We start from the raw sequence: 23,777 nt of genomic DNA on the forward strand, positions 1-23,777 counted from the left end.
CCATTTTATGAAAAAAACAACTCTTGTTTCTCTACTCGTTGCAGGTTTACTGATTAGTCCTGCTGTACTCGCCCAGCATGTGCAAGCAGACCAAGTAAGTAGCACAACTACTGAGGAGACGGTGACTCCTCCAGCGACAAGCTCTGAAGTTACTGAAACAGTGACCTCAACACAAGGAGACAACAAAGAAACCGTTCAGCCTGCAAAAGTGGAAGAGGTTTCAGAAACTAACCGACCAACCACTTCACCAACCGCTCCGACAACTGAGCTACAGGAAGAACCTGCATCAAGTCCAGCGGTAGTGAGCGCCCCAACTGTTGAGTCCACTCTGGACAATCAGTCAAGCCCTGCACCTGCGACGCCTGCCGTTGGCAGTCAAGAGGTGAGCGCGACTCCAAAAGTAACCCAAGGAGACTTGGCTAAAATTACGGGTGCAACTGTAACCGACCAGGATCGTGAAAAAGAAGTCACAGTGACGGAGGCAGTCAATCAACTATTGAACTGGGCTTCAACTAAGGAAAATCAAGTCGGATCTACTGATAAAGACCGATTAGCTTTTGCCAAGAGCCTAGGGATGGTCAAGGAAGGAGTGGAGGGTTCTGCTCCGGTCACCAATCTCACTTCAATGGTTGATATAGCTAAACAGCTCCGAGCAGCTTATCGCGCGGATAAGAAGACTCCTCTCTTTTTGAATGGCAAAGCACAACCTATTTTCCCATTTACGCCAGGAGACGATCCGGAGCATTACTCCTATGACAAGAGTGACATCGTCCGCTATATTGTCTATGTGGAAACCGATTATGATACGGATGGCGACGGCAAGCCTGACTTGGTTAAGACCTTTGTGCAGGTGCCAAAAGCTGCTGTCAATGGGGACTATAAAGCTGCGACCATTTTTGAAGCTAGTCCTTATGTAACAGGAACAACAGAAGAGCGTACCTTAGAGGGAATTGGTCTCAAAGAAGGTGGAAACTTCGATATGGCCAAGCTCTATGAAAAACCTGCCAAACGCCAAGCAACCAAGACTGTTACGACAGAAGAAGTAGCCAAAGCGACCAATCCAAAGGATTGGTACTATGTCAATCCGCGTGAAAGCTCTGAAGACTATACGCATTATGATTATGAAAATCTTAACTGGTACAATTATTTCTTAGTTCGTGGTTATGCAGTGGTGACCAGTAGTGGTTTGGGCTCAAAAGGATCAGACGGGATCAATACGACCGGCTCTGACCTTGAAGTGGCTGCTTATAAAAATATCGTTGAATGGCTCAATGGTAAACGCAAAGCTTACTCAGATAAGACTAGCAACCATGAAGTTAAGGCGGACTGGTCCAACGGAAACGTCGCTATGACTGGTTTATCTTGGGCAGGTACGACAACATTTGGTGTAGCGTCTACTGGAGTGGAAGGTCTCAAGACCATTGTGCCAGCTGCAGGGATTGCTAGTTGGTACGACCATTTCAACAGCCAAGGATCTCCTCTTGATACCGGAGCTTCCAATGACCTATCTTGGCTGTCTGTCTATACCTCTGGTCGGATCCTGGACAAGGAAGATTGGGACAAGGTCAAGGATTACTATGCAGCCTATATCACCAAACTCAATGAACTCCAGCACAAGGATGGTCATAATTACAACGAAGAATATGCTAAACGCGACTACACGCTCAACGCAGCCAACTTAAAGGCGGCCCCTCTCATTATCCAAGGGCTCAATGATGACAATGTCAAACCCAAACATTTTGAACTCATGTTAGAAGCCTATAAAAAGGCGGGGATCGATGCCAAGGTCTTGCTCCACCAGGGCAATCACATTTATCCATCTACGCGTTGGTCAGGAACAGAAGTCGCAGGCCAAGCCTTTAATGACCTGATGAATCTCTGGTATAGTCATTACCTCTACGGTATTGAAAATGGGATTGAAAACCTTCCGCAAGTAACAGCTCAGGACAATCTAGATCCAAGTAAATGGCGTCGTTTTGATAAATGGGATACCAACAATGCCATCTCTTCTCGAATCTACTCCAAACGGGAGGATGTGACAGTAACTGGTGATTACTATGGTACGGGAAATAACTGGACCACACGTAACCAAGATGCGGCCTTCCATTCCTCAGAAGTAGCGGCTTCCTATGCAGCACCTGTCGACCAAGATGTCACCATCAAAGGCCATATTCCTGTGCATTTTAGCGCTGCTTTTGTCAAGGGAGACAAAAATCATGCCCATGTCAGTGCGACCTTGATGGATGTCTCAGACGAAGACTTTGATGTGGTCAAAGAAGAAATCACCTATGACAAAGACGGTTATAGCACGCGCACATTGGACAAGGAAACCATCGATGAGACAGGCTACTGGAATGGTAGCAACCTTGAAACCTTGCCTCTCAAACGTTACAAGACCCACAAGGTTAAGAGTGTGGTGATTGCGCGTGGTTGGATGAATCTGGCCAATCCAGCATCTCGCTATGACTCAGCAAGTTCTAGTCATTCTATTGATCTGAAAGAAAATGAATATCATGATTACACCATGTATCTGCAACCAAATCTCTATACAGTGAAAAAAGGCCATCGACTGGTTTTGAGTTTGCACACCTATGATCCGGATTACATCTATTTTGCAGATCCTTATGAAGTGTCCTTCAAGACAGATTCTATTTCTGCAACGATTCCAATCGTAGAAGACAGTCGATCTCTCTTGTTCCGTTATCAACCAAGTGAAAAAGATACAGACTATGCGTCATTGGCAGATCGGATCTTGCCAATTGCAACCATTCAACCAAAAGTAGATCCTGAACAAGACCCAAGTCCAGTAGATCAAGCGGAAAAACCAATTGTTCCAAGTAATCCAATGACGCCAACCAATCCAGCTATTTCTGAAATTCCTCAAAAACCAAGCCACGGTCGAGATCCGATGGACTTCCGTAAGGAACAAAAAGAAGAAACTGCACAAGAATTGGCTCAAAGAGCTGATAAAGATAAGATAGAAGTGACAAGCCAACCAAGCCTTCCAAAAACAGGTCAAGCAACAAGCTCTTGGACTCTCTTTGGCTTCCTAGGACTCATGCTCACCAGCCTTTTGTCACTTGGCAAAGCTCACAAAGATGAATAATAGAAAAGAAGGATGGAGAGAAAGTGAAAACCACCAATAGAGAGAGCATCGAAACGATTTTTACTGAAGCCTTGGCGATTCCAAGCTTCACCAATACTGAGACTGAGCAAGGAATCGAAGCCTACCTGGATCAACGGATTGCTCAGATTCCCTATTTCAAGGACCATCCGGACCACTTTGGGCGCTATGAGGTGCCACAGGATCATTTGCATCGGTCAGTCAATTGGGCCTTGGTTGATAAGGGCAAGAAAAAAACAGTTATCCTTTTCCACCACCATGATACAGTCGATCTAGAAGACTATGGACATTTGTCAGAGATCGCGCTCGATTCTGATAAAGTAGCAGAAGCTTTGAAAACACTGGATAGACGACCAGATATGCAGGCTGATTTAGAATCTGGTCAATGGAAATTTGGCAGAGGATCTTGCGATATGAAAGCAGCCTTGGCCCTTCAATTAGGGGTTCTGGAAGCCTATGCAGCAGATCCCGCAGAAGGTCAGGTCAATCTGCTCTATCTCTCTGTTGGAGACGAGGAATCCTATTCACGTGGGATGCGTGGAGCCTTGGGCCTCCTTACAGATTTGCAGGAAAAGTTTGATATGAATTATGTATTAGCAGTGGATTCAGAGCCTTTTGAATCGGTAGTAGGAAAAGAAAAGGTCCTTCACATTGGCACAGTCGGCAAACTCATGCCAGTCGTTGTGGCACAAGGCGTCTTGTCCCATATGAAGGAACCCCTCAAAGGGATCAATGCCTTATCCCTCCTAGTAGCCATCGCAAGCCAGCTGGACCTTCATCCCGATCTGGCAGATCAGGCCTTGGGAGAAACGTCTCCCCTTCCTTCGTGGTCCTATCTCAGAGATTTGAAGGAGCAGTACGATGTATCGACCGTGCTCTATGCGGCTGGCTATTTCAGTGTGTTGCATTTGAAGAAAACACCCCAAGAGCTCTTGCAACGAATCTATGAGCTTAGTCAGGAGGCCTTGGATGCCTTTTACAAGAAGTACGAGCATTTGCAGGATCAGGCTGGCCAAGACCATATTATTGCAAGGCCAAGAGTCATCACCTATCAAGAACTAGAGGAACGTTGCCAAGCCTTAGAGGGTTACCAAGACTTTAGAGAAGCTTCTAATAAAAAAGCGGAGCAAGATTTTCGTAATGGGACCAGCTACCAGAGCCTTGCGATTCAGCAAATCCAGCGGCTCCTTGAGTTTCTCGGAGATAAGGATCCTATGGTGGTCATCGGTTTTGCGCCCCCATATTATCCTTCCATGAATTGCCGCTTTTTAGACAATACCGATTTCAATATCGTGTCCCTCATCACTGATTACCGCGAGTATCTGGACACAAGAGGTTACCTATTAAAAGTCGAAGAATACTTTATGGGGATTAACGACACCAGTTATTGTGCCTTGGAAAAGGATGTAGCCTCTTATCAAGTCGTCTTGGATAGCCTAGCCACACCAGCTCAGGTCTATGATCTGGATCTGGAAAAAATTGCCCAAATTCAGGTTCCAGCAGTTAATCTAGGACCATGGGGTAAAGAATTGCATAAGCGAGGAGAGCGGGTCTACAAAGAAGACTTCGTGGAGACCATTCCAAACTATCTGCTAGAATTGCTCTACCATTTCGATGATCGCTTATCAACAGAATAAGAAAAACCGGTCCCAATGAGGATCAATTAGGGAGTTAACATGATTACATTTCACGGAGTTACCAAAGATTACGATGGGCACATTGCCCTCAACCACTTGTATCTGACCATCGAGGATGGGCAAATTGTCGGTTTGATTGGCCACAACGGAGCTGGCAAGTCCACAACCATCAAGAGCCTGGTCAGTGTCATCACCCCAACCACTGGTTCCATTGAAGTGGATGGTCAGGACCTCTATAGCCATCGACTGGCGATCAAAAAGAAGATCGGTTATGTGGCAGATTCGCCAGATCTTTTCTTGCGTCTCACAGCCAATGAATTTTGGGAGTTGGTTGCGACCTCTTATGATATGAGTCAGAAAGACTGTGACCAACGCTTAGAGGAGCTTCTTAGGATCTTTGATTTTCAGAGCCACCGCTATGAAGTGATTGAATCCTTTTCACACGGGATGCGCCAGAAGGTCTTCGTCATTGCAGCCCTCTTGTCAGATCCAGATATCTGGGTATTGGACGAACCCATGACCGGTTTGGACCCACAGGCTTCATACGATTTAAAACAAATGATGCGCCAGCATGCGGATCGGGGCAAGACGGTTATTTTCTCTACCCACGTCTTAGAAGTGGCCGAACAACTCTGTGATAAAATCGCCATTCTCAAAAAGGGAAATCTCATTTTCTATGGGACGATCGAGGAATTGAAAGGTCAACACCCCGAACAAAGTCTGGAAAGTATCTATCTCAGCTTAGCGGGTCGGAAGGAAGAAGGTGGCGATCATGCGTCTTAAGATCATCCAGCAACTGGTCAATGTTAATATCATCTATGCCAGTCAGCCTGCTCAGATCGCAAAATTACGTGCCAAACAGGCAAAAAAACCGGACGTCAAACTCAATGTTGCCCGTAAATCGGTGCTCAACTACCTCTTTTTAGGATTGGTCTATTTCCTCATATTTGGCTTGCTCTTTAGTATCTATGATTTTGTGAACCAACCAGCCTTCTTTGTCAATATGGTCGCCCTCTTTTCCTTGATGACCATTTCCCAAGGCTTTATGAGCTTTTACAATGTCTTTTATGAAAGCAAGGACCTCCAGTTTTACCGGCCCTATGCTTTCTCAGATGCGGAAGTCATTGCTGGAAAGAGTATCTCGGTCATCCTGACCCTTCTCATGGCTATCCTTCCCTTGATCAGCTATTTTCTGATCCTGCCCGTCCAAGCAGGCGGCTTCAATCCGTTAGGGATCCTGCTAGGCCTCTTTTGTGCCTTAATTCTCTTAGGCGTTCTCTTTTTAGCGACGATCATCCTATCCCATCTGATCACCAAGACTTTGTTTTTCAAAAAACACACGACCCTGGTCTCCAACATCATGGTCGGAATTGGTTCCCTTCTGAGTCTAGGAGCTTATCTCTATCTCAATCTAGTCCAGACTCATCGAGTAGAAGTGTCGGGTGGCGCAGATATTCCCATTCTATTTCCACCTTTTACGGCCTTTCATCAGTTCATTCTCCATCCTTTTGATGGAGAAGCGATCCTTGGCCTTCTGGGCTGGATCCTGGTCCTTCTGGTCTTGATCGGCCTGGTTCGCAAAATCGTGATCCCGCAGTTTTATGATGCGGCCCTTGCAGTTGCGACCAACCAAACCGTCAAAGAGCGCGTGAGAGTGCTCCATGTGGGTCAGAAAGACTCCTTTAGACGATTTGTCATTCAGTATCATCGCAGACTCTTGAGCGATGGAACACTTATGGTACAAGTCCTCTTGATGATGAGCATTCTGCCTTATATTTTCCTCCTCAGTGGAGCAGCAGGAGCATCGAAAAATATAGGAGGCCTTAGTCCTTACTTGACGCCCCAGTATCTGGTGCCACTGACCCTTGTTGCCATCTTGATCGGTGTTTTCAATAGTTTTGGAGGCTTGACCAGTATCGGTATTTCGCTAGAGCGCGAAAACTTTGAGTACTTGAGATCCCTCCCTGTTGATTTCAAACGCTATCTCTTCATGAAGTTTTGGTTGCTCTATCTGGTGCAATCCATCCTTCCTGTCATTCTTCTAGTTGGTGTTTGTCTCTATTTTGGCGTCCATCCCTTGGCTATCCTAGCCATGTTGCTGATCTGGGTTGTAACAACCATTCCGATCTGCATCCGAGACTATGTCAAAGATTTTCAGAACTTTAGCACCAATTGGACCAATATAACGGAGTTGATGACCCGTCATCGTGGGAATGCAGTTCTTCAGTCTATTCTCTTGATTGTCTTTCTCTTTGTGATGTTTCTCTTGATCATTGTCAGCTTCATTTGGACCTATCATTCCGTCAGCACCTTGCTGGCTGTGATCCTTTATAGTATCATCCTGTTAATTGGAGCGGGAATCAGCTACACCATCTACCGCAAAAAAATCCGTACTCTCTACCAAGAGATCGGAGAATAAAAAGAGAGAGTGGGACAGAAATCGGTCATTCGTTAGAATTCGATTTGGTCGTCCCACCTCCGCACAGTTGAGTAGGGCTGTAAAAGCTGATGAAATCAGCGTAGTAGAGCCCACTCAACCACTGCGTCTTGCTCGACAATCCAAAAACAATAAAGAGGCTAGGACTTTTGTCCTAGCCTCTTTTTAGTGGTAACTTAAATTTCATAGCCCATGAGGAGGCCGCCTTCTTCGGCGTAGAAACTACAAAGTCCAGAAGTAGGAAGGACTTCAATCATTGCACGGGCAAATTTTTCACGGACCAATTCAGAGAATTGCTCGATAAATTTTTCATTGTTGCGGTGGGCTATGGTGATATGTCCACCATTATAGCCTGCCTTGATTAATTCATCAAAAGCTGCCTTGATCGCTTTCTTTTGGCCCCGTGCTTTTTGAAGCAACTCAAGGGTACCCGTCTTACTAGCTTCCCCGACCATACGGATATTGAGGAGCCCGACAACAGTTCCGAGCAATTTGCTGAGACGCCCATTTTTGACCAGATTATCAACCTTGGCCAAAACAAAGAGCAACTTCGTCTTAGACTGGTAGGTTGTGATCACATCGACTACTTGATCAAAATCGAGACCTTCAGCGACCAACTGATTGAGCTTGCGAACGATCAGGTCCACCTCACCCCCAGCTGATAAGCTATTAATGACGTGGATATTGGTATTCGGATGCTCTTCCAGATAAATCTTCTTAGCGACCTCTGCACTATTGTAGCTACCTGAAAGGGTTCCAGTGATGGTCACAACGACAATATTTTCAGCCCCTTCAAAAGACTTCATATAATCATCTGGACTCGGACAGGCAGACTTAGAAGCTGTTGTGGTCGCATACATCTCCTCCATCATCTGATCGATATTGAGCTGGGCATCATCTGTATAGATGGTATCACCCACTTGGATGGTCAATGGGACACTGACAAACTCCGTATCCTGTGCCAGATTGTCCAAAGAGCGGTAGTCACAGCCTGAATCCGCAATAATTTTCCATTTCATCAGTTCATACCTCATAATTGTATAAAATTGTACATTGACAAGTAGTATGTCTTCTTTTACAATTATATCATGAAGTACAATGCTATCCAAGCAGATATCATCAGGTGAGACAGATAGAAAGTAAATGTTATGGCAGAAAGAAAAATATCCGAGAAATCCTTGGAAAATCTCAAACGATTTAACCGAGAAAACAATGCGATTACACGAGAATCCATCGAAATCTCTCTTTTGCAATTGTTGGAGAAAAAAGATCTGAAAAAGATCACCATCTCTGAGCTGGTTCAGCGTGCCGGTGTCTCTCGCGCAGCCTTTTACCGTAATTATGACTCCAAGGAAGAGATTCTAGAGTCCATCTTTCAGTCTAGTATCGCAAAGATTACCAAGTCTTTAGATGGCTACAACCTCAAGACAGATCTCTACCAAGTCTGGGTCTACCTCTTTAAGGAAGTCAAGAAAGAAGCCAAGATCATCAGTCTAGCCATTGATTATAATTTCGAACGGCTCTTGACCAAGGCAGTCTATGACTTTTTAGAAAAACGAAATGGTAGCTCCTCGAATGGCGCTGGCAGCTACCTCAATTCCTTCTGGAGCTCAGCCATTGTCTCTGTCATCTCCAAATGGATCAAGGATGGCATGAAGATCCCCGCTGAGAAGATCGCGACCCTAGGGCTCCCCCTCTTCCCACAAAAGAAAAAGTAATCACCACCGAGAGGTGGTTTTAAAGTAAACTGCACATCTCCATAACTAGTTCAAATGAATAGATAAAACTGAGCAGAGATTAAACAAAGGACAAGAACGATGATCGAAGAACGAATCCAAGCTGCTAAGCAGTATGTTAAAACCTTATTTGCTGATCGAGCGGATGGCCATGATGTGGAGCATACCCTCCGCGTCTATACCAATGCTATGAGAATCGCACAAGCAGATGGTCCATGTGATCTGGAGATAGTGGGCTTGTCAGCTCTTCTTCACGATGCTGATGATGATAAATTGTTTCAAACAGAGAATAATGCAAATGCTCGCATGTTTCTAGAAGAGATCGGTATTCCTCAAGACCAAATTGACCAGATTTGTCGGGTTATCAATGCTGTTTCTTTCAGCAAAAATCGTGGGAAACATCCAGAAACCTTAGAAGGCAAGATTGTCCAGGATGCAGACCGCCTAGATGCGATAGGAGCTGTAGGAATTGCGCGAACTTTTTCCTATGGTGGCCACAAAGGGAGGTCTCTCACTGATACTGTCCAACATTTCCATGACAAGTTGCTTCTATTAAAAGATGAAATGAACACGGAGACTGCTAAGCAAATAGCAGAAAGTCGCCATCAATTTTTAATCACCTTTCTAAAAGAACTAGAGAAGGAACTATAACAAAAGAGGCTGGGACAAAAGTCCTAGCCTCTCAATTATTTTTGGATTGTCGAGCAAGACGCAGTGGTTGAGTGGGCTCTACTACGCTGATTTCATCAGCTTTTACAGCCCTACTCAACTGTGCGGAGGTGGGACGACGAAATCGAATTCTAACGAATTACCGATTTCTGTCCCACTCTCTTTCTTTATTCTTGGATCATGGCTAGGAGGTCCTCTCCTGTAGTGGTTGGAAGGATCCGGACTCGTTTGAGGGCATAGAGGCCATCAGCGGAACTGGCGAGTCCATTTTTAGTGGTGAGGCCTAGTTTGTAGTCAGCTTTCTTGGCTTGGTCGATTGTAACCTGGCTGTAGCGACCAGATGGGTAGACGATAACGCTAGTATTTTGATCCAGCACCTTATCCAGCAGGCGTTTAGAAGCGACCAGCTCATTCTTTTGGGTTTCAAGACTGGAATTGGCTAGGTCTGGATGATTGACCGTATGGCTTTCAAAGGTCAAGCCAGCTTTTTTCATCTCTTTGATTTGGTCAAAGGTCAGGACATTTTCTTTTTCCTTTTGGGTAAAGTCCGTGATGATATTGTTGGTGGCGGTTATCTTGTACTTCTTAAGAAGCGGATAGACGATGGTATAGAAATCCTCGACGCCATCATCAAAGGTCAACCAGACATATTTCTTTCCTTTTGGCACTTCATTTTTTGCGAGGATCCGATAGGCTTCCTCAGGTGTCAGGGTGTAGTAACCCGCTTTTTTCAGGGCCTTTAGTTGGCTTTCAAAGGTTTCTGGATCGACAATCAGATTGGCATTGGCAGCTTCAGACTCGGCCATATTGTGCACGGAGTGGTACATGAGGATGGGCAGTTTAACCGGCTTTTTCATTCGGGTCCACTCGATAGAGGAACTGTGTTCATCTAGCGAGCGCGTCACGGCAGTACCACTGGTATTTCCGTCGCTCAGCTGAGTGATCCTTTTGATCAGAAGAAAGCTACAAATAAAGATACAGACCAAGAGGAGTGCATTGATTCCAAGTAGGACTTTGATTTTTTTAGGTACTCTTCGTTTACTCATAGTGTCACCGTTTTCATCATTTTCTCTATTGTACCACAAATTCTATGTTCTTTTCCAGAACTTGCTACAGGCAGATCCTGTCATGAAAATTCAGAATTTTTAAGGCAATTGGCTGTCAAACGCTCAAGTTTTTGTTATAATGGAGCTACTATAGAAAATTCAAGGAGTCAATAGGATGTCTGTTAAGATTGCCTTACTAGGATTTGGTACTGTTGCAAGTGGCGTACCATTTTTATTAAAAGAAAACCATGAAAAAATCACCCAGGCAGCTCAAGATGAAATCGAGATCGCTAAGGTCTTGGTTCGTGATGATGCGGAAAAGGAAAAATTGCAAGCTGCTGGTCACAACTACAACTTTGTGACCAATGTCGATGAGATCATTGAAGACAAAGACATTGCCATCGTGGTCGAATTGATGGGTCGTATCGAGCCAGCGAAGACCTTTATCACCCGTGCCCTGGAAGCAGGCAAGCATGTAGTTTCTGCTAACAAAGACCTTCTTGCCGTTCATGGAAGCGAGTTGCTAGAGATTGCTCAAAAACACCAAGTGGCCCTTTATTATGAAGCTGCCGTAGCTGGTGGGATCCCAATCCTTCGGACCTTGGTGAATTCCCTTGCTTCTGACAAGGTGACCAAAGTGCTCGGTGTGGTCAATGGAACCTCTAACTTCATGATGACTAAAATGGTCGAAGAAGGCTGGACTTATGAGGATGCTTTAGCAGAAGCGCAACGTCTTGGTTACGCTGAAAGTGATCCAACCAACGACGTTGAAGGAATCGATGCTGCCTACAAGATGGTGATCTTGAGCCAATTTGCCTTTGGAATGAATATCCAATTTGACCAAGTGGGTCACAAAGGAATCAGCCAGATCACTCCTCAAGATGTCTCAGTTGCTCAAAGCCTTGGCTATGTCATTAAGCTGGTCGGATCTATCGTTGAAACAGAGTCAGGGATCGCAGCAGAAGTGACACCAACCTTCCTTCCAAAACAACATCCACTCGCAGGAGTGAACGACGTTATGAATGCGGTCTATGTGGAGTCCATCGGTATTGGGGAGTCTATGTACTATGGACCAGGTGCTGGTCAAAAACCAACTGCGACAAGTGTCGTAGCCGACCTCGTTCGCATTGTCCGTCGTCTAAAAGAAGGAACGATCGGTAAAGCCTTCAATGAATACAGCCGCCCTCTTCAATTGGCTAAGCCAGAAGACGTGAAAAATAACTATTATTTCTCAATCAAGGCACCAGATGCGACTGGTCAAATCTTGCGTCTTGCGGAAATCTTTAATGCAGAAGGAGCTTCCTTCAAGCAAATCCTCCAAGAAGACTCAGATGGTCAATTTGCAAGTGTCGTCATCATTACCCACCAAGTCAACCAAACACAATTCAAGAACTTGGTTGAAAAATTGGATTCAGAGGCGAATTTCGAACTCTTGAATACCTTTAAAGTCTTGGGAGAATAAGCATGAAAATTATTGTTCCAGCAACCAGTGCCAATGTAGGGCCAGGCTTTGATTCTGTTGGGATTGCCGTGACTCGCTATTTGACTATTGAAGTCCTTGAATCAGCTGATGCTTGGTTTATTGAGCATGATCTAGGAGCAGGGATTCCGACAGATGAGAAAAACCTCTTGCTCTCAACAGCTCTTTCTATCTCAACGGATATGCAGCCCCATCGAATCAAGATGACCAGTCAAGTGCCTTTGGCGCGTGGTCTTGGATCTTCTAGCTCGGTCATTGTCGCAGGGATTGAATTGGCCAACCAATTAGCCAACCTCCAGCTATCAGACGCTGAGAAATTACGCATCGCGACCGAGATCGAAGGTCATCCGGATAATGTAGCTCCAGCTATCTTTGGGAATATGGTCATTGCGAGCTACATCGGTGAAGATGTCCAATATGTCACGGCTGACTTCCCAAGCTGTGACCTTGTGGCCTTTGTACCGAGCTACCAATTGAAGACCAGTGATAGTCGGAATGTCCTACCGAAAGAATGGTCTTATAAGGAAGCTGTTGCAGCTAGTAGCGTAGCCAATGTCGCTATCGCAGCTCTCCTCAAGGGAGATTTGCTGACGGCTGGTCGCTCCATCGAGTCTGATCATTTCCACGAACGCTACCGTCAATCTCTTGTCAAAGAGTTTCCTCAGGTCAAAGAAGTCGCCCATGCGCATGGGGCTTACGCCACCTATCTGTCGGGAGCAGGCCCAACGATCATGAACCTCTTAGCGCCAGAGCATACAGCAGCCTTTGTTGCAGCTCTCGAAAAACTCGGGCTAGATGGTCAGATTTTCCAACTTAAAATTGACACATTTGGCGTTCGTGTTGAGAATTAAACCCGAATGTAACACAAATGAAAGAAGGATGTATACGAATGTATATGTCCTTTTTGCTTCTCCTATGGTAGAATGGGAACAGTATGGGGAAAAGCTCAAGCTTTCCTGAAAATCTAGGGGGAAACATGAAACCAGAATATTTATATAGTATTGCTACCGATCTTGGTCTGCAATTTGATGGCGAAGCTCGTGTGATGTACGGGGAGCGTGAAGGCTTCTTGTTAGTCATTGAAGGCGCTCAAACCAAGAATGTATTTACCATTTCACTCAGTGTGAAACAAGGTTCCGAAGGAGACTTGATCGAAGATAGTGAAATTCTTTGGAATGAATTAAAAGAACAATCAAAAGCCATTAATGCTATCTCTTTTGATGGTTACTTGACCTCGATCGTTGTCAAAGGCGGAATGACCAAAGGCAAGGCTGTCGAAACCTTATGGACAGCCATCCAAGATATTGTTGATTTCTTGCTCAACCACCAATTTGTGCAAGTGAATGCGCAAACGGGTGAGGAAGGACCAATTGGTCTGTATCAAATTGGAGATGCGATCTTCTTAATCGACGATGCAACCTTTAGAGCTTACCAAGCCGAAGTGCAAGATACAGTTGAGGCTTATGAAGCGCGGGAAGAAAACTTCCTCTTAGGGATTGTAGGTGCTGTGATCGGTGTGATCATCGGTGGAGCAGTTGCCCTCTTAGTAGCGCGTCTTGGCTATGTGTCTGTTTTGGCAGGTGCAGCCCTCGGTTATTGTACCATCAAAGGTTATGAGATTCTTGGTAAGAAATTGACTAAAAAAGGTGTGGTAGTTTCAGCTATTTTGATGGTCTTGACGGTCTTTTTAGTCAACCAATTAGATTATACTTTGGCGCTCATGAATGAACTGGATTTGCCATTTGGTATGACCTGGACGCTTCTCAATGAAGCGACATTCTCAGGGGATGTCCCAGATAAATTTTACTTGAATCTAGGATTGTTAGCTGTCTTTACTCTTGGTGGTGCTTGGATTTCGGTCAAATCAGCTCTGGATGGACAAAAGAATCGTACCATTGCTCGTAAAATTGCATAATGAATGATAAAAGGAAGGCCTGAATATTATAGGTCTTCTTTTGTTTTTTAGGGTCGAAAAATAGTCAAAAATTTGGTATAATAGTTTGTATTTTTATAGAGAGAGAACAGACAGAAAGATGAATGAAAAAATGAATCAAATTCTTGAAGGGATTGATATCCGTTTTCAAGAACCTTTAAAATATTATACCTTCACAAAGGTAGGTGGGAATGCTGAATTTTTAGCTTTTCCTCGCAATCAATACGAATTAAAACGCATCGTTCAATTTGCCAACCAAGAGCAAATTCCATGGATGGTCCTGGGCAATGCGTCCAATATCATTGTCCGCGATGGGGGCATTCCGGGATTTGTCATTATGTTTGATCGCTTGCGTGACATCAGTGTGGATGGTTATGTGATCGAAGCAGAAGCAGGAGCTAAACTCATCGACACCACTCATGTGGCCTTGCACCATAGTTTGAAAGGCTTCGAGTTTGCTAGTGGCATTCCAGGCAGTGTCGGTGGCGCAGTCTTTATGAATGCGGGAGCCTATGGGGGAGAGATCGCTCATGTCCTAGTATCCTGTAAGGTCTTGACCAAAGACGGAGAGATCGAAACTCTGTCAGCGAGTGAACTAGCTTTTGGCTACCGTCATTCTAAGATTCAAGAGACAGGTGCTGTTGTCATCTCTGCCAAATTTGCTTTGTCACCAGGCAATCACGAGGCGATCAAGCAGGAGATGGATCGGTTGACCCATCTTCGCCAGTTGAAACAACCCCTTGAATACCCTTCTTGTGGATCCGTCTTTAAGCGTCCTGTCGGTCATTTTGCAGGTCAATTGATCAGCGAGGCAGGTCTAAAAGGCTATCGAATCGGTGGTGTGGAAGTTTCTGAAAAGCATGCCGGCTTTATGGTCAATGTCGATAATGGAACAGCTAAGGATTACGAAGACCTGATCGCTCATGTCATTGAGGCAGTAGAAGCTCACTCAGGCGTCCGTTTAGAACCAGAAGTTCGCATTATCGGTCAAGCCTAAGAGCTTAAGTATTGAAGAACAATTGATAGTGAACCATCGATAGCATCAGTCGGAGAGGGGGTGAGTGCCTATCGATACCGTAAATAGGTGGGGCAGTCTAGTAAGTCCCCGAGAGGTATTGGTGGTCTGACAGGTCTTCCTGTCAGCCGCTGCATTTTCGTATGAAAAGCAGTTTGGTAATCGCAGTAAAGAAGGAATTTATGTGAATTGAAAAAACCAATTATTGAGTTTAAAAATGTTTCAAAGGTCTTTGAAGATAGCGGAACCGTTGTCCTAAAGGATATCAATTTTGAATTGGAGGAAGGGAAGTTCTATACCCTGCTCGGTGCATCTGGATCAGGAAAATCAACTATCCTTAATATCATTGCTGGTCTTTTGGATGCGACGACTGGAGATGTCTATCTTGATGGGGAACGGATCAATGATGTCCCTACCAACAAACGGGACGTCCACACCGTCTTTCAGTCCTATGCCCTGTTTCCACATATGACGGTCTTTGAAAATGTGGCTTTTCCCCTTCGTTTGAAAAAGGTGGACAAGGCTGAGATCGAACGTCGGGTTTCAGAAGTCTTGAAAATGGTCCAGTTAGCTGGATTTGAAAAACGTTCGATCCAAAAATTATCTGGTGGTCAACGCCAGCGGGTAGCTATTGCACGGGCTATTATCAATGAACCACGAGTGGTCCTTTTAGATGAGCCCTTGTCTGCACTTGACTTGAAGCTTCGGACAGACATGCAGTACGAGTTACGAGAATTACAACAACGCTTGGGGATTACCTTTGTCTTTGTTACCCACGACCAAGAAGAAGCCCTTGCCATGAGTGACTGGATCTTTGTCATGAACGAAGGAGAGATCGTCCAATCTGGTACACCAGTAGATATCTATGATGAACCGATCAACCACTTTGTAGCTACCTTTATCGGTGAGTCCAACATCCTTTCAGGTCGCATGATCGAGGACTACTTGGTTGAGTTCAATGGCAAACGCTTTGAAGCCGTCGATGGTGGGATGCGTCCAAACGAACCAGTTGAAGTTGTCATTCGGCCTGAAGACTTGCAAATCACTCTTCCTGAAGAAGGCAAGCTCCAAGTGAAGGTGGACACCCAGCTCTTCCGTGGTGTGCATTATGAGATCATCGCTTATGATGATTTGGGAAATGAGTGGATGATCCACTCCACTCGTAAGGCCATCGTGGGAGAAGTCATCGGGCTAGACTTTGAACCAGAAGATATCCACGTTATGCGTCTCAACGAAACCGAAGAAGAATTCGATGCGCGGATCGAAGAGTACGTTGAAGTGGAAGAGCAAGAAGCTGGTTTGATTAATGCCATTGAGGAGGAAAGAGATGAAGAAAACAACCTCTAATCTATTTATCCTCCCCTATTTCTTGTGGATTTTTCTCTTTGTTTTGGCTCCTGTAGTCATGATCATCTTTCAATCGTTTTTTAACGTTGAAGGGCAGTTTTCACTTGAAAACTACAAAGAGTTCTTCACTTCGCAAAATTTGACCTATTTAAAGATGAGTTTTAATTCGGTTCTTTATGCCGGAATTGTCACCCTGGTGACGCTCTTGATCTCCTATCCAACTGCTTACTTTTTGACGCTGCTCAAACACCGGCAGTTATGGTTAATGTTGATCGTCTTGCCAACCTGGGTCAATCTCTTGCTCAAGGCCTATGCCTTTATCGGAATATTTGGGCAAAACGGCTCCATTAATAGCTTTTTAAGCTTTCTCGGAGTCGCTCCCCAGCAGATCCTCTTTACTGATTTCTCCTTTATCTTTGTAGCCAGCTACATCGAGTTGCCTTTTATGATCTTGCCGATCTTTAATGTCTTAGATGACTTAGATCCAAACTTGATCAATGCCAGCTATGATTTGGGAGCCAATCGTTGGGATACCTTCCGTCATGTGGTCTTCCCCTTGTCCATGAATGGAGTCCGCTCAGGTGTGCAGTCTGTCTTTATTCCTAGTCTGAGTCTCTTCATGTTGACACGGATGATCGGTGGAAACCGAGTCATTACCTTAGGGACTGCGATTGAACAGCACTTCCTGACAACACAAAACTGGGGAATGGGTTCTACCATCGGAGTTGTTCTGATCCTTGCTATGCTCCTTACCATGTGGGCAACTAGAGAAAGGAGAGAACGATGAAAAAAGTATCCCATTTCTATCTAGGCTTCGTCTTTCTGATCCTCTATCTTCCCATCTTCTATTTGATCTTTTATGCCTTCAATAAAGGGGGAGATATGAATGCCTTCACGGGCTTCACGCTTGAGCATTTCAATGAATTGTTCGCAGATAGTCGCCTGATGCTGATCTTATCAGAGACCTTCCTCTTGGCCTTCTTGTCAGCCTTGATTGCGACAGTGATTGGAACCTTTGGAGCCATTTATATTTACCAATCCAAGAAAAAGTTAGAAGGACCTTTGCTCTCCATTAACAACATTCTCATGGTAGCGCCAGACGTTATGATCGGGGCCAGCTTCTTGATTCTCTTTACGACGGTGAAGTACCAACTAGGTTTCCTATCTGTTCTGGCTAGCCACGTAGCCTTCTCGATTCCCATTGTGGTCTTGATGGTCTTGCCACGTCTCAAGGAAATGAACCGGGATATGGTCAATGCTGCCTATGACTTGGGAGCTACTCAAGTGCAAATGCTCAAAGAGATCATGTTGCCGTATCTGACACCGGCCATTATTGCTGGCTACTTTATGGCCTTTACCTATTCGCTTGATGATTTTGCCGTGACCTTCTTTGTAACCGGAAATGGCTTTACAACCTTGTCTGTAGAGATCTACTCACGTGCGCGTCAAGGAATTTCCCTCAGTATCAATGCCTTGTCCGCCCTTGTCTTTCTCTTTAGTGTGCTCTTGGTCATCGGTTATTACTTTATTACCCGTGAAAAGGAGGAAGCAGCATGAAAAAACTTTATTCATTCCTAACTGGGATTGTCCTTGTCATTCTGGTCCTCTGGGGAATTAGCCACCAGATCGAAGCCAGCATGAATACCAAGAACAGTGACAAGTTGGTCATCTACAACTGGGGAGATTATATTGATCCAGAATTGCTCAAGGAATTCACAAAAGAAACAGGAATTCAGGTGCAATATGATACCTTTGATTCCAACGAAGCCATGTACACTAAGATCAAACAAGGGGGAACCACCTACGATATTGCGATTCCTAGTGAATACATGATTGCTAAGATGATGGATGAGCATCTGGTTGAAAAGTTGGATCAATCCAAGATCAAAGGGATGGAAAATATCGATCCAAAACTCTTGAACCAATCGTTTGATCCGGGTAACCAATATTCAGTACCTTATTTCTGGGGGACCTTGGGGATCGTCTACAATACCAAGATGGTCAAAAATGCTCCGGAACATTGGTCAGATCTCTGGCGTGAAGAGTACAGAAATGACATCATGATGTACGATGGTGCGCGTGAGGTCATGGGAATTGGTCTCAATACCTTGGGCTATAGCCTCAATGAAAAGGATCCAAAGAAATTGCAAGAGGCAGTAGATAAACTCTACACCTTGACGCCAAACATCAAAGCTTTGGTTGCTGATGAGATGAAAGGCTATATGATCCAAAACAATGCGGCTATTGGGGTTACCTTCTCAGGAGAAGCCAGCCAAATGCTCGAAGCCAATAAGGATCTTCGCTATGTCGTCCCAACTGAAGCCAGCAACCTTTGGTTTGATAACATTGTCATTCCAAAAACCGTGAAAAATAAAGAAGCAGCATATGCCTTTATTAACTTCATGCTTCGTCCTAAAAATGCTTTGAAAAATGCTCTTTATGTCGGCTACTCAACGCCAAATAAAAAAGCCAAAGCCATGTTGCCAAAAGAAATCCAAGATGACCAATCCTTCTATCCAAGCGATGAAACGCTGGACCATTTGGAAGTCTATCAACAATTAGGCAAGAAGTTGCTTGGAGTCTATAACGATCTTTACCTTCAGGTCAAGATGTATCGGAAATAACACAAAAGGAACCTTCGGGTTCCTTTTTGATTGAAGATAAACTCCTCTTAGAAACTTTCCTTAAGTGAATACGGACGTCAGCGAACTTCTACGAAGTTCCATGACTTAGTTTTGAACCTAAAGTTTCAAAACTCCCGAGTGCTAGAAACAATGGTGTTTCTAGCACTTTTCTCACAGCGGAAAGTTTCATTATATATTTAGATACTCTACAAAAATACAACATTTGAATTCTTAGCATCACTTAGGTTGTTATTTGTAAAAAAGGATTACCTATATTCTAGAAGAACCCCGAAAGTTCTTTTATGATTGCTGCATATAGTCTCTAACTAGTGAGTTAGATTGAGATTCAAATGAAAGATGCTATAATAGTAAGGAAAGTGACTGTCCCATTCAGTCATGAAAGGAAGGATTGGAGAAGAAGAGATGAAGAGACGACTGGAACTATTTTTGATTATTCTGTTACCGATCCTAGGACTGGTTTTTCTTGGCGGAAAAATCATGAATCTGACCAAAAGACCAGAACAGAAGATAACAACCACTTCTTCAAAGAAAGTCGTACAAAAATCAGAAGAAGAAATAAAAAAAGAACAAGAAGCATATCTCAAAGAGCATGAGCAAGAAATCGTCGATTTTGTAAAGTCTCAAAATCCAAAAATTGAGTCAGTTCAGATTAATTGGGATGAAACTCAGAAGAGTGATGGTGGACTTACAACTCCCGAATATTATATGAATGTTTTTGGGCGAATTAATAATATCGAGAACTCAGGATGGGGAGTGGATATTCCAATTAATGATGATCAGTCAATTAACATGCGAGAAATGTTTATGCTCCATGAACCTACGATTGGCGGAAAGCCAATTTCCTAATCAAGTACAATACGTTTTGAAAATGAACTGTGTTAGAGAAAGTTACCCCATGGAAAAACGAACGATATTTAAATTAATCACTACATTAGCTCTCCTTGCAAGTATAGGAGGATGTACCATAAAATCAAAAGAGCAAACAAAACAAGCACCCATTGCAACCCCTTCGACAACCAAGGAAGACAAAAAAACCATTAAACAAAAACAGCTCACATATCTGAAAGAACACGAGCAAGAGATGACAGCCTATGTTAAAGCTCATAATGCTAACATTACGCAGGTGTCTTATGACTGGGACAGTATTAAAACAGTTGTAGGAGGTAATGGAACGCCTCAGGGAGGTGACGAAATACTATTAGTTTATGGTTATGCCAATGGAAGTGATCTAACAAATTTTAGCCTGAATTTTACGTTAGACGAAAATAAAATGCCTAAAATAGATTCAATTGGTTCAGACAATTTGTATCGGGTAGAAAAGAAATGATCCGTCCGTTAGACAATGAGAGATGCAATAGAGGAATCACTTTTAAACGAAATAAAATTATGAGAAAACAAATAAACAATTTGATAATCGCACTTGCTTTCATTTCAACACTTGGATGTCTAGTAGGATGTGTGAAGAAAGAACGTGAAAAGAGCAGACAAGCGCAGACTGTCACCTCTTCAACCACAAAAGAAGATAAAGAAGCCATTAAACAAAAGCAGCTAGCCTATTTGAAAGAACATGAAAAAGAAATTGTTGATTTTGTGAAAGCTCAAAATCCAAAAGTCGAATCCGTTCAGATTGATTGGAACAGTATGCAAATTGAAGAGTCTAGAAACGGAACGCCTCAGGGTGGTGGATACAATTTATCTATTTCTGGTCAGATTAATCAATTAAAAAACACAAAATTCTCCGTTGATTTTTACCTAGAAGATCAAAATAGCATACCAACTATCAAAAAAATGGGCATGCTTAATGATATCTATATCGAGGAAAATGGTGGCTGGAAAATTTTTTCTTAAGTAAATAGAAGTAAAAGTGTTATGAGGAAACAAGAAAATTAAAATGAAATGTACACTTAAGTTATTAGCTTTAATGTTTATTTTCACAAGCATTGGAGGTTGTAGTGTAAAACAAAAAGCTCATACAAAACAAGTACAAACTGCAACCTCTTCCTCCACAAAAGAAGATATAGAAGTGATCAAACAAAAACAACTTGTTTATCTCAAAGAGCACGAGCAAGAAATCGTCAATTTTGTGAAATCGAAGAGTTCAAAGGTTGATTCTGTTCAGATTTATTGGGACGAAACGCAATGGATTGATGGTGGAAATGGGACCCCACAAGGTGGAGATGAGGTCATAGAAATTTTTGGTACCGTCAATCAACTTGAAGATTCAGGATGGAGGGTGGATGTCGTATTTGATTCTGATCAAAAGATGACATTTAGTATGGGCCATAATATTAGTATTAAGGGTGATTATATTGAGTAAGAACTGGAAGATTCAAAGTCTGTAAGGAGGATTTATGAAGAGACAAATGGAACTATTTTTGATCATTTTGTTACCGATCCTAGGACTGGTTTTTCTTGGAGGAAAAATCATGACCCTGACCAAAAGACCTGAACAGAAGATAACGACCCCATCTTCAAAGAAAGTCGTACAAAAACCAGAAGGAGACATAAAAAAAGAACAACTGGACTACCTAAAAGAACACGAACAGAAGGTTATTGATTTAGTCAAAGCACAAAATTCAAAAGTTGAATCCGTTCAGATTGATTGGGATCAGACACAATGGAGTGATGGTGGGCTTACAACTCCCGAATATTATATGAATGTTTATGGACGTATAAATCATATTGAAGAATCGGGTTGGGGAGTAGATATCCCAATTAATGAGGACAATACATTGAATCTAGATGAGATGTATATAGGATCCGACATTGATATAGGGGGGAGATTACTTGAGTAATTGGATCAAATCTAGGAAGAGCGTTCAAAGCTCAAGTGGGAGTACGACAATGAGATAGATGCTTTCTATATAAATCAGAAAAAGCTGGCATCGAAAGCCAAAAAAAAATCAGTAAGGTTGTCCTTACTGATTTTTTAGTTGGTTCCAGATGATGCTGTATCTGCGCCACTGTCTGTTGCTGTGGAACCTTGGTCTTGTGCGGCAGACGAGCTAGATTCAGTAGCAGATGAGCTATCGGTTTCTTTTTGTGAACTTGTTTCTGTATTGCTTGAATTGGTTTGTGTATTGGTGTTAGCATCTGTATTGGTAGCGCTTGAGTCAGATCCCTTATCGTGAACCACGACGACGCTGGTGCTACTAGATGGTTTCTCTTCTGTTTTTTGATTGTCTTTATTGAGCAGGCTAATAATGGTAAAGGAAGTGACGATAATCCCTAAGAGACTGGCAATCGTAGCTACAACGGTTTGAAATACGGACAAACCTTGTTTGACTTTCTCACCGCGAGATGGTCTTGAATCTACTTTTTCCTCAGGTTTTTGGTTTTTGTTACTTCTTGAATATTGTGACATGTTCATTCTCTTTCTATCAAAAATTGTTTTTTAACACTTTCCTATTATAAGTCATTTTCTGAAAAATGTCTAAAAAGAACTGAATTTTATAGAGTGATTTTGCCGCATCTCTCTTTATCAAATCCTTGTCCCAAGCGGTTAGAAATGATAAAATAGAAGTTACGTAAAAAGAAAGTGATGGATGCGTAGGACATGATCTATTTTGACAATTCAGCAACGACTAAACCCTATCCAGAAGCCCTTGCGACTTATACAGAAGTAGCGACTCGGATCTGGGGCAACCCTTCTAGTTTGCACAATCTAGGTAGTCAAGCGACTCGTATTTTAGAGGCTTCTCGGAAACAAATTGCGGAGCTAATTGGCAAGAAAGCTGAGGAAATTTACTTCACGTCTGGTGGGACAGAAGGGGACAACTGGATCCTCAAGGGTGTCGCCTTTGAGAAAGCTCCTTATGGCAAGCACATCATTGTCTCTGACATCGAGCATCCTGCCATCAAGGAATCAGCTGCTTGGTTAAAGACACAGGGATTCGAAGTGGACTACGCTCCTGTGGATGCGCGTGGCTTTGTCAAGGTGGATGCCTTGGCTAACCTACTCCGTCCGGATACGACCTTGGTCTCTGTCATGGCTGTCAACAATGAGATTGGTTCCATCCAGCCCATCCATGACATCGCAGCTCTTCTGGAAGATCGCCCAACAGTTAGTTTCCATGTCGATGCGGTTCAAGCCTTGGCAAAGGTAGCAACAGAAGTTTATCTACCAGAGCGCGTGGACTTTGCGACCTTCTCTAGTCACAAATTCCATGGACTTCGCGGAGTCGGCTTTGTCTACATCAAAGAAGGCAAAAAGATCACCCCTCTCTTAACCGGAGGTGGTCAAGAAAAAGAAATGCGCTCGACAACGGAGAACGTGGCAGGTATCGCAGCAACAGCAAAAGCCCTACGCTTAGCCATGGAAAACCAAGAAGCTTTTGTCAGCAAGCCCCAGCAGATGAAAGAAGTCATCCGCAAAGAATTGGCCAACTATCCAGATGTCACCATCTTTTCTGGTGAGGATCACTTTGCGCCTCACATCTTGACTTTCGGGATCAAGGGAGTTCGTGGAGAAGTAGTGGTCCATGCCTTTGAAGAGTTTGATATTTACATCTCAACAACCAGTGCCTGCTCGTCCAAAGCTGGTAAGCCAGCTGGAACCTTGATTGCTATGGGAGTGGATAAGAGTATTGCACAGACAGCTGTTCGCTTAAGTCTCGATCTTGAAAATGACATGAGCCAAGTCGAGCAATTCTTGACCAAGTTCAAACTGATTTACGAGCAAACACGAAAAGTACGTTAATTTTAGAAG

23 protein-coding genes are annotated in these 23,777 nt (G+C 43.6%); 20 read left to right on the forward strand and 3 right to left on the reverse strand.

Features of this window, described 5'->3' with window-relative positions; translation table 11 throughout:
- Positions 1–7 precede the first annotated feature (7 nt).
- The 4 genes from AC6IZR_RS04485 to AC6IZR_RS04500 are packed head-to-tail and all read left to right on the forward strand — an operon-like array spanning position 8 to position 7,180.
- Positions 8–3,106 carry a CocE/NonD family hydrolase gene (locus tag AC6IZR_RS04485; RefSeq protein WP_497848875.1) on the forward strand — a complete coding sequence of 1,033 codons (3,099 nt, stop codon included), beginning with the start codon at positions 8–10 and terminating at the stop codon, positions 3,104–3,106.
- A 23-nt stretch (positions 3,107–3,129) separates the two neighbouring features.
- Entirely contained in the window at positions 3,130–4,761 is a 1,632-nt protein-coding gene (locus tag AC6IZR_RS04490; RefSeq protein ID WP_497848876.1) for a M20/M25/M40 family metallo-hydrolase, read from the forward strand.
- Between the two features lie 39 nt (positions 4,762–4,800).
- Positions 4,801–5,544, forward strand: coding sequence for an ABC transporter ATP-binding protein (locus tag AC6IZR_RS04495; protein ID WP_497848877.1), 744 nt, complete (start codon positions 4,801–4,803; stop codon positions 5,542–5,544).
- Positions 5,534–7,180 carry a hypothetical protein gene (locus AC6IZR_RS04500; protein ID WP_497848878.1) on the forward strand — a complete coding sequence of 549 codons (1,647 nt, stop codon included), beginning with the start codon at positions 5,534–5,536 and terminating at the stop codon, positions 7,178–7,180. The genes AC6IZR_RS04495 and AC6IZR_RS04500 overlap by 11 nt, the downstream gene beginning before the upstream one ends.
- A 194-nt stretch (positions 7,181–7,374) precedes the next feature.
- Here the strand turns inward: AC6IZR_RS04500 and AC6IZR_RS04505 are convergent, their stop codons facing one another.
- Entirely contained in the window at positions 7,375–8,217 is an 843-nt protein-coding gene (locus tag AC6IZR_RS04505; RefSeq protein ID WP_497848879.1) for a DegV family protein, read from the reverse strand.
- A gap of 129 nt (positions 8,218–8,346) precedes the next feature.
- Between AC6IZR_RS04505 and AC6IZR_RS04510 the strand changes: the two genes are divergently transcribed.
- Positions 8,347–8,916, forward strand: coding sequence for a TetR/AcrR family transcriptional regulator (locus AC6IZR_RS04510; protein WP_003010925.1), 570 nt, complete (start codon positions 8,347–8,349; stop codon positions 8,914–8,916).
- Between the two features lie 99 nt (positions 8,917–9,015).
- On the forward strand, positions 9,016–9,585 hold the full coding sequence (locus tag AC6IZR_RS04515; RefSeq protein ID WP_497848880.1) for an HD domain-containing protein: 570 nt from the start codon (positions 9,016–9,018) through the stop codon (positions 9,583–9,585).
- Positions 9,586–9,770: 185 nt separating this feature from the next.
- Here AC6IZR_RS04515 and AC6IZR_RS04520 read toward each other — a convergent pair whose 3' ends face one another.
- Positions 9,771–10,649, reverse strand: a complete 879-nt coding sequence (locus tag AC6IZR_RS04520) for a polysaccharide deacetylase family protein (protein ID WP_497848881.1) — start codon at positions 10,647–10,649, stop codon at positions 9,771–9,773.
- A 175-nt stretch (positions 10,650–10,824) separates the two neighbouring features.
- Between AC6IZR_RS04520 and AC6IZR_RS04525 the strand changes: the two genes are divergently transcribed.
- From AC6IZR_RS04525 to AC6IZR_RS04585, 13 genes are all read left to right on the forward strand, one after another.
- Positions 10,825–12,111 (forward strand): homoserine dehydrogenase, encoded by a 1,287-nt coding sequence (locus tag AC6IZR_RS04525; protein ID WP_049503638.1) that lies wholly within the window; start codon positions 10,825–10,827, stop codon positions 12,109–12,111.
- Between the two features lie 2 nt (positions 12,112–12,113).
- Entirely contained in the window at positions 12,114–12,980 is an 867-nt protein-coding gene (thrB, locus tag AC6IZR_RS04530; RefSeq protein WP_021153412.1) for a homoserine kinase, read from the forward strand.
- Positions 12,981–13,063: 83 nt separating this feature from the next.
- Positions 13,064–14,044, forward strand: a complete 981-nt coding sequence (locus tag AC6IZR_RS04535; RefSeq protein WP_497848882.1) for a hypothetical protein — start codon at positions 13,064–13,066, stop codon at positions 14,042–14,044.
- 118 nt (positions 14,045–14,162) lie between these two features.
- Entirely contained in the window at positions 14,163–15,059 is an 897-nt protein-coding gene (gene murB, locus AC6IZR_RS04540; protein ID WP_023918387.1) for a UDP-N-acetylmuramate dehydrogenase, read from the forward strand.
- A 207-nt stretch (positions 15,060–15,266) separates the two neighbouring features.
- Positions 15,267–16,424, forward strand: coding sequence for an ABC transporter ATP-binding protein (locus AC6IZR_RS04545; protein WP_350007288.1), 1,158 nt, complete (start codon positions 15,267–15,269; stop codon positions 16,422–16,424).
- Positions 16,405–17,211 carry an ABC transporter permease gene (locus tag AC6IZR_RS04550; RefSeq protein WP_049475040.1) on the forward strand — a complete coding sequence of 269 codons (807 nt, stop codon included), beginning with the start codon at positions 16,405–16,407 and terminating at the stop codon, positions 17,209–17,211. Before AC6IZR_RS04545 ends, AC6IZR_RS04550 begins: the two co-directional genes overlap by 20 nt.
- Positions 17,208–17,981 carry an ABC transporter permease gene (locus AC6IZR_RS04555; protein ID WP_003002847.1) on the forward strand — a complete coding sequence of 258 codons (774 nt, stop codon included), beginning with the start codon at positions 17,208–17,210 and terminating at the stop codon, positions 17,979–17,981. Before AC6IZR_RS04550 ends, AC6IZR_RS04555 begins: the two co-directional genes overlap by 4 nt.
- Positions 17,978–19,048 (forward strand): ABC transporter substrate-binding protein, encoded by a 1,071-nt coding sequence (locus AC6IZR_RS04560; RefSeq protein WP_045759569.1) that lies wholly within the window; start codon positions 17,978–17,980, stop codon positions 19,046–19,048. Before AC6IZR_RS04555 ends, AC6IZR_RS04560 begins: the two co-directional genes overlap by 4 nt.
- A 423-nt stretch (positions 19,049–19,471) precedes the next feature.
- Positions 19,472–19,915 (forward strand): hypothetical protein, encoded by a 444-nt coding sequence (locus AC6IZR_RS04565; protein ID WP_193389742.1) that lies wholly within the window; start codon positions 19,472–19,474, stop codon positions 19,913–19,915.
- 49 nt (positions 19,916–19,964) lie between these two features.
- Positions 19,965–20,396 carry a hypothetical protein gene (locus AC6IZR_RS04570; protein WP_049492021.1) on the forward strand — a complete coding sequence of 144 codons (432 nt, stop codon included), beginning with the start codon at positions 19,965–19,967 and terminating at the stop codon, positions 20,394–20,396.
- A 59-nt stretch (positions 20,397–20,455) separates the two neighbouring features.
- Positions 20,456–20,917, forward strand: coding sequence for a hypothetical protein (locus AC6IZR_RS04575; RefSeq protein WP_497848883.1), 462 nt, complete (start codon positions 20,456–20,458; stop codon positions 20,915–20,917).
- Positions 20,918–20,960: 43 nt separating this feature from the next.
- The gene (locus tag AC6IZR_RS04580; RefSeq protein ID WP_065426838.1) at positions 20,961–21,386 is read left to right on the forward strand and encodes a lipoprotein BUG3; all 426 of its coding nucleotides are present in this window, start codon (positions 20,961–20,963) and stop codon (positions 21,384–21,386) included.
- A gap of 34 nt (positions 21,387–21,420) precedes the next feature.
- Positions 21,421–21,864, forward strand: a complete 444-nt coding sequence (locus AC6IZR_RS04585) for a hypothetical protein (RefSeq protein ID WP_049492014.1) — start codon at positions 21,421–21,423, stop codon at positions 21,862–21,864.
- A 134-nt stretch (positions 21,865–21,998) separates the two neighbouring features.
- On the opposite strand, the gene AC6IZR_RS04590 is transcribed toward AC6IZR_RS04585, so the two are convergent.
- Positions 21,999–22,433 carry a DUF6556 family protein gene (locus AC6IZR_RS04590; protein WP_497848884.1) on the reverse strand — a complete coding sequence of 145 codons (435 nt, stop codon included), beginning with the start codon at positions 22,431–22,433 and terminating at the stop codon, positions 21,999–22,001.
- 192 nt (positions 22,434–22,625) lie between these two features.
- On the opposite strand from AC6IZR_RS04590, the gene AC6IZR_RS04595 reads away from it, so the two are divergent.
- Positions 22,626–23,768, forward strand: a complete 1,143-nt coding sequence (locus AC6IZR_RS04595; protein WP_497848885.1) for a cysteine desulfurase family protein — start codon at positions 22,626–22,628, stop codon at positions 23,766–23,768.
- Positions 23,769–23,777 lie beyond the last annotated feature (9 nt).

It is taken from the genome of Streptococcus mobilis (genome assembly GCF_059727625.1).

Coding starts and splice junctions, on each gene's coding strand:
- AC6IZR_RS04485 (WP_497848875.1), top strand. CDS start 8: ATGAAAAAAACAACTCTTGTTTCTCTACTCGTTGCAGGTTTACTGATT.
- AC6IZR_RS04495 (WP_497848877.1), top strand. CDS start 4,801: ATGATTACATTTCACGGAGTTACCAAAGATTACGATGGGCACATTGCC.
- AC6IZR_RS04500 (WP_497848878.1), top strand. CDS start 5,534: ATGCGTCTTAAGATCATCCAGCAACTGGTCAATGTTAATATCATCTAT.
- AC6IZR_RS04505 (WP_497848879.1), bottom strand. CDS start 8,217: ATGAAATGGAAAATTATTGCGGATTCAGGCTGTGACTACCGCTCTTTG.
- AC6IZR_RS04510 (WP_003010925.1), top strand. CDS start 8,347: ATGGCAGAAAGAAAAATATCCGAGAAATCCTTGGAAAATCTCAAACGA.
- AC6IZR_RS04515 (WP_497848880.1), top strand. CDS start 9,016: ATGATCGAAGAACGAATCCAAGCTGCTAAGCAGTATGTTAAAACCTTA.
- AC6IZR_RS04520 (WP_497848881.1), bottom strand. CDS start 10,649: ATGAGTAAACGAAGAGTACCTAAAAAAATCAAAGTCCTACTTGGAATC.
- AC6IZR_RS04525 (WP_049503638.1), top strand. CDS start 10,825: ATGTCTGTTAAGATTGCCTTACTAGGATTTGGTACTGTTGCAAGTGGC.
- thrB (WP_021153412.1), top strand. CDS start 12,114: ATGAAAATTATTGTTCCAGCAACCAGTGCCAATGTAGGGCCAGGCTTT.
- AC6IZR_RS04535 (WP_497848882.1), top strand. CDS start 13,064: ATGGGGAAAAGCTCAAGCTTTCCTGAAAATCTAGGGGGAAACATGAAA.
- murB (WP_023918387.1), top strand. CDS start 14,163: ATGAATGAAAAAATGAATCAAATTCTTGAAGGGATTGATATCCGTTTT.
- AC6IZR_RS04550 (WP_049475040.1), top strand. CDS start 16,405: ATGAAGAAAACAACCTCTAATCTATTTATCCTCCCCTATTTCTTGTGG.
- AC6IZR_RS04555 (WP_003002847.1), top strand. CDS start 17,208: ATGAAAAAAGTATCCCATTTCTATCTAGGCTTCGTCTTTCTGATCCTC.
- AC6IZR_RS04560 (WP_045759569.1), top strand. CDS start 17,978: ATGAAAAAACTTTATTCATTCCTAACTGGGATTGTCCTTGTCATTCTG.
- AC6IZR_RS04565 (WP_193389742.1), top strand. CDS start 19,472: ATGAAGAGACGACTGGAACTATTTTTGATTATTCTGTTACCGATCCTA.
- AC6IZR_RS04570 (WP_049492021.1), top strand. CDS start 19,965: ATGGAAAAACGAACGATATTTAAATTAATCACTACATTAGCTCTCCTT.
- AC6IZR_RS04575 (WP_497848883.1), top strand. CDS start 20,456: ATGAGAAAACAAATAAACAATTTGATAATCGCACTTGCTTTCATTTCA.
- AC6IZR_RS04580 (WP_065426838.1), top strand. CDS start 20,961: ATGAAATGTACACTTAAGTTATTAGCTTTAATGTTTATTTTCACAAGC.
- AC6IZR_RS04585 (WP_049492014.1), top strand. CDS start 21,421: ATGAAGAGACAAATGGAACTATTTTTGATCATTTTGTTACCGATCCTA.
- AC6IZR_RS04590 (WP_497848884.1), bottom strand. CDS start 22,433: ATGTCACAATATTCAAGAAGTAACAAAAACCAAAAACCTGAGGAAAAA.
- AC6IZR_RS04595 (WP_497848885.1), top strand. CDS start 22,626: ATGATCTATTTTGACAATTCAGCAACGACTAAACCCTATCCAGAAGCC.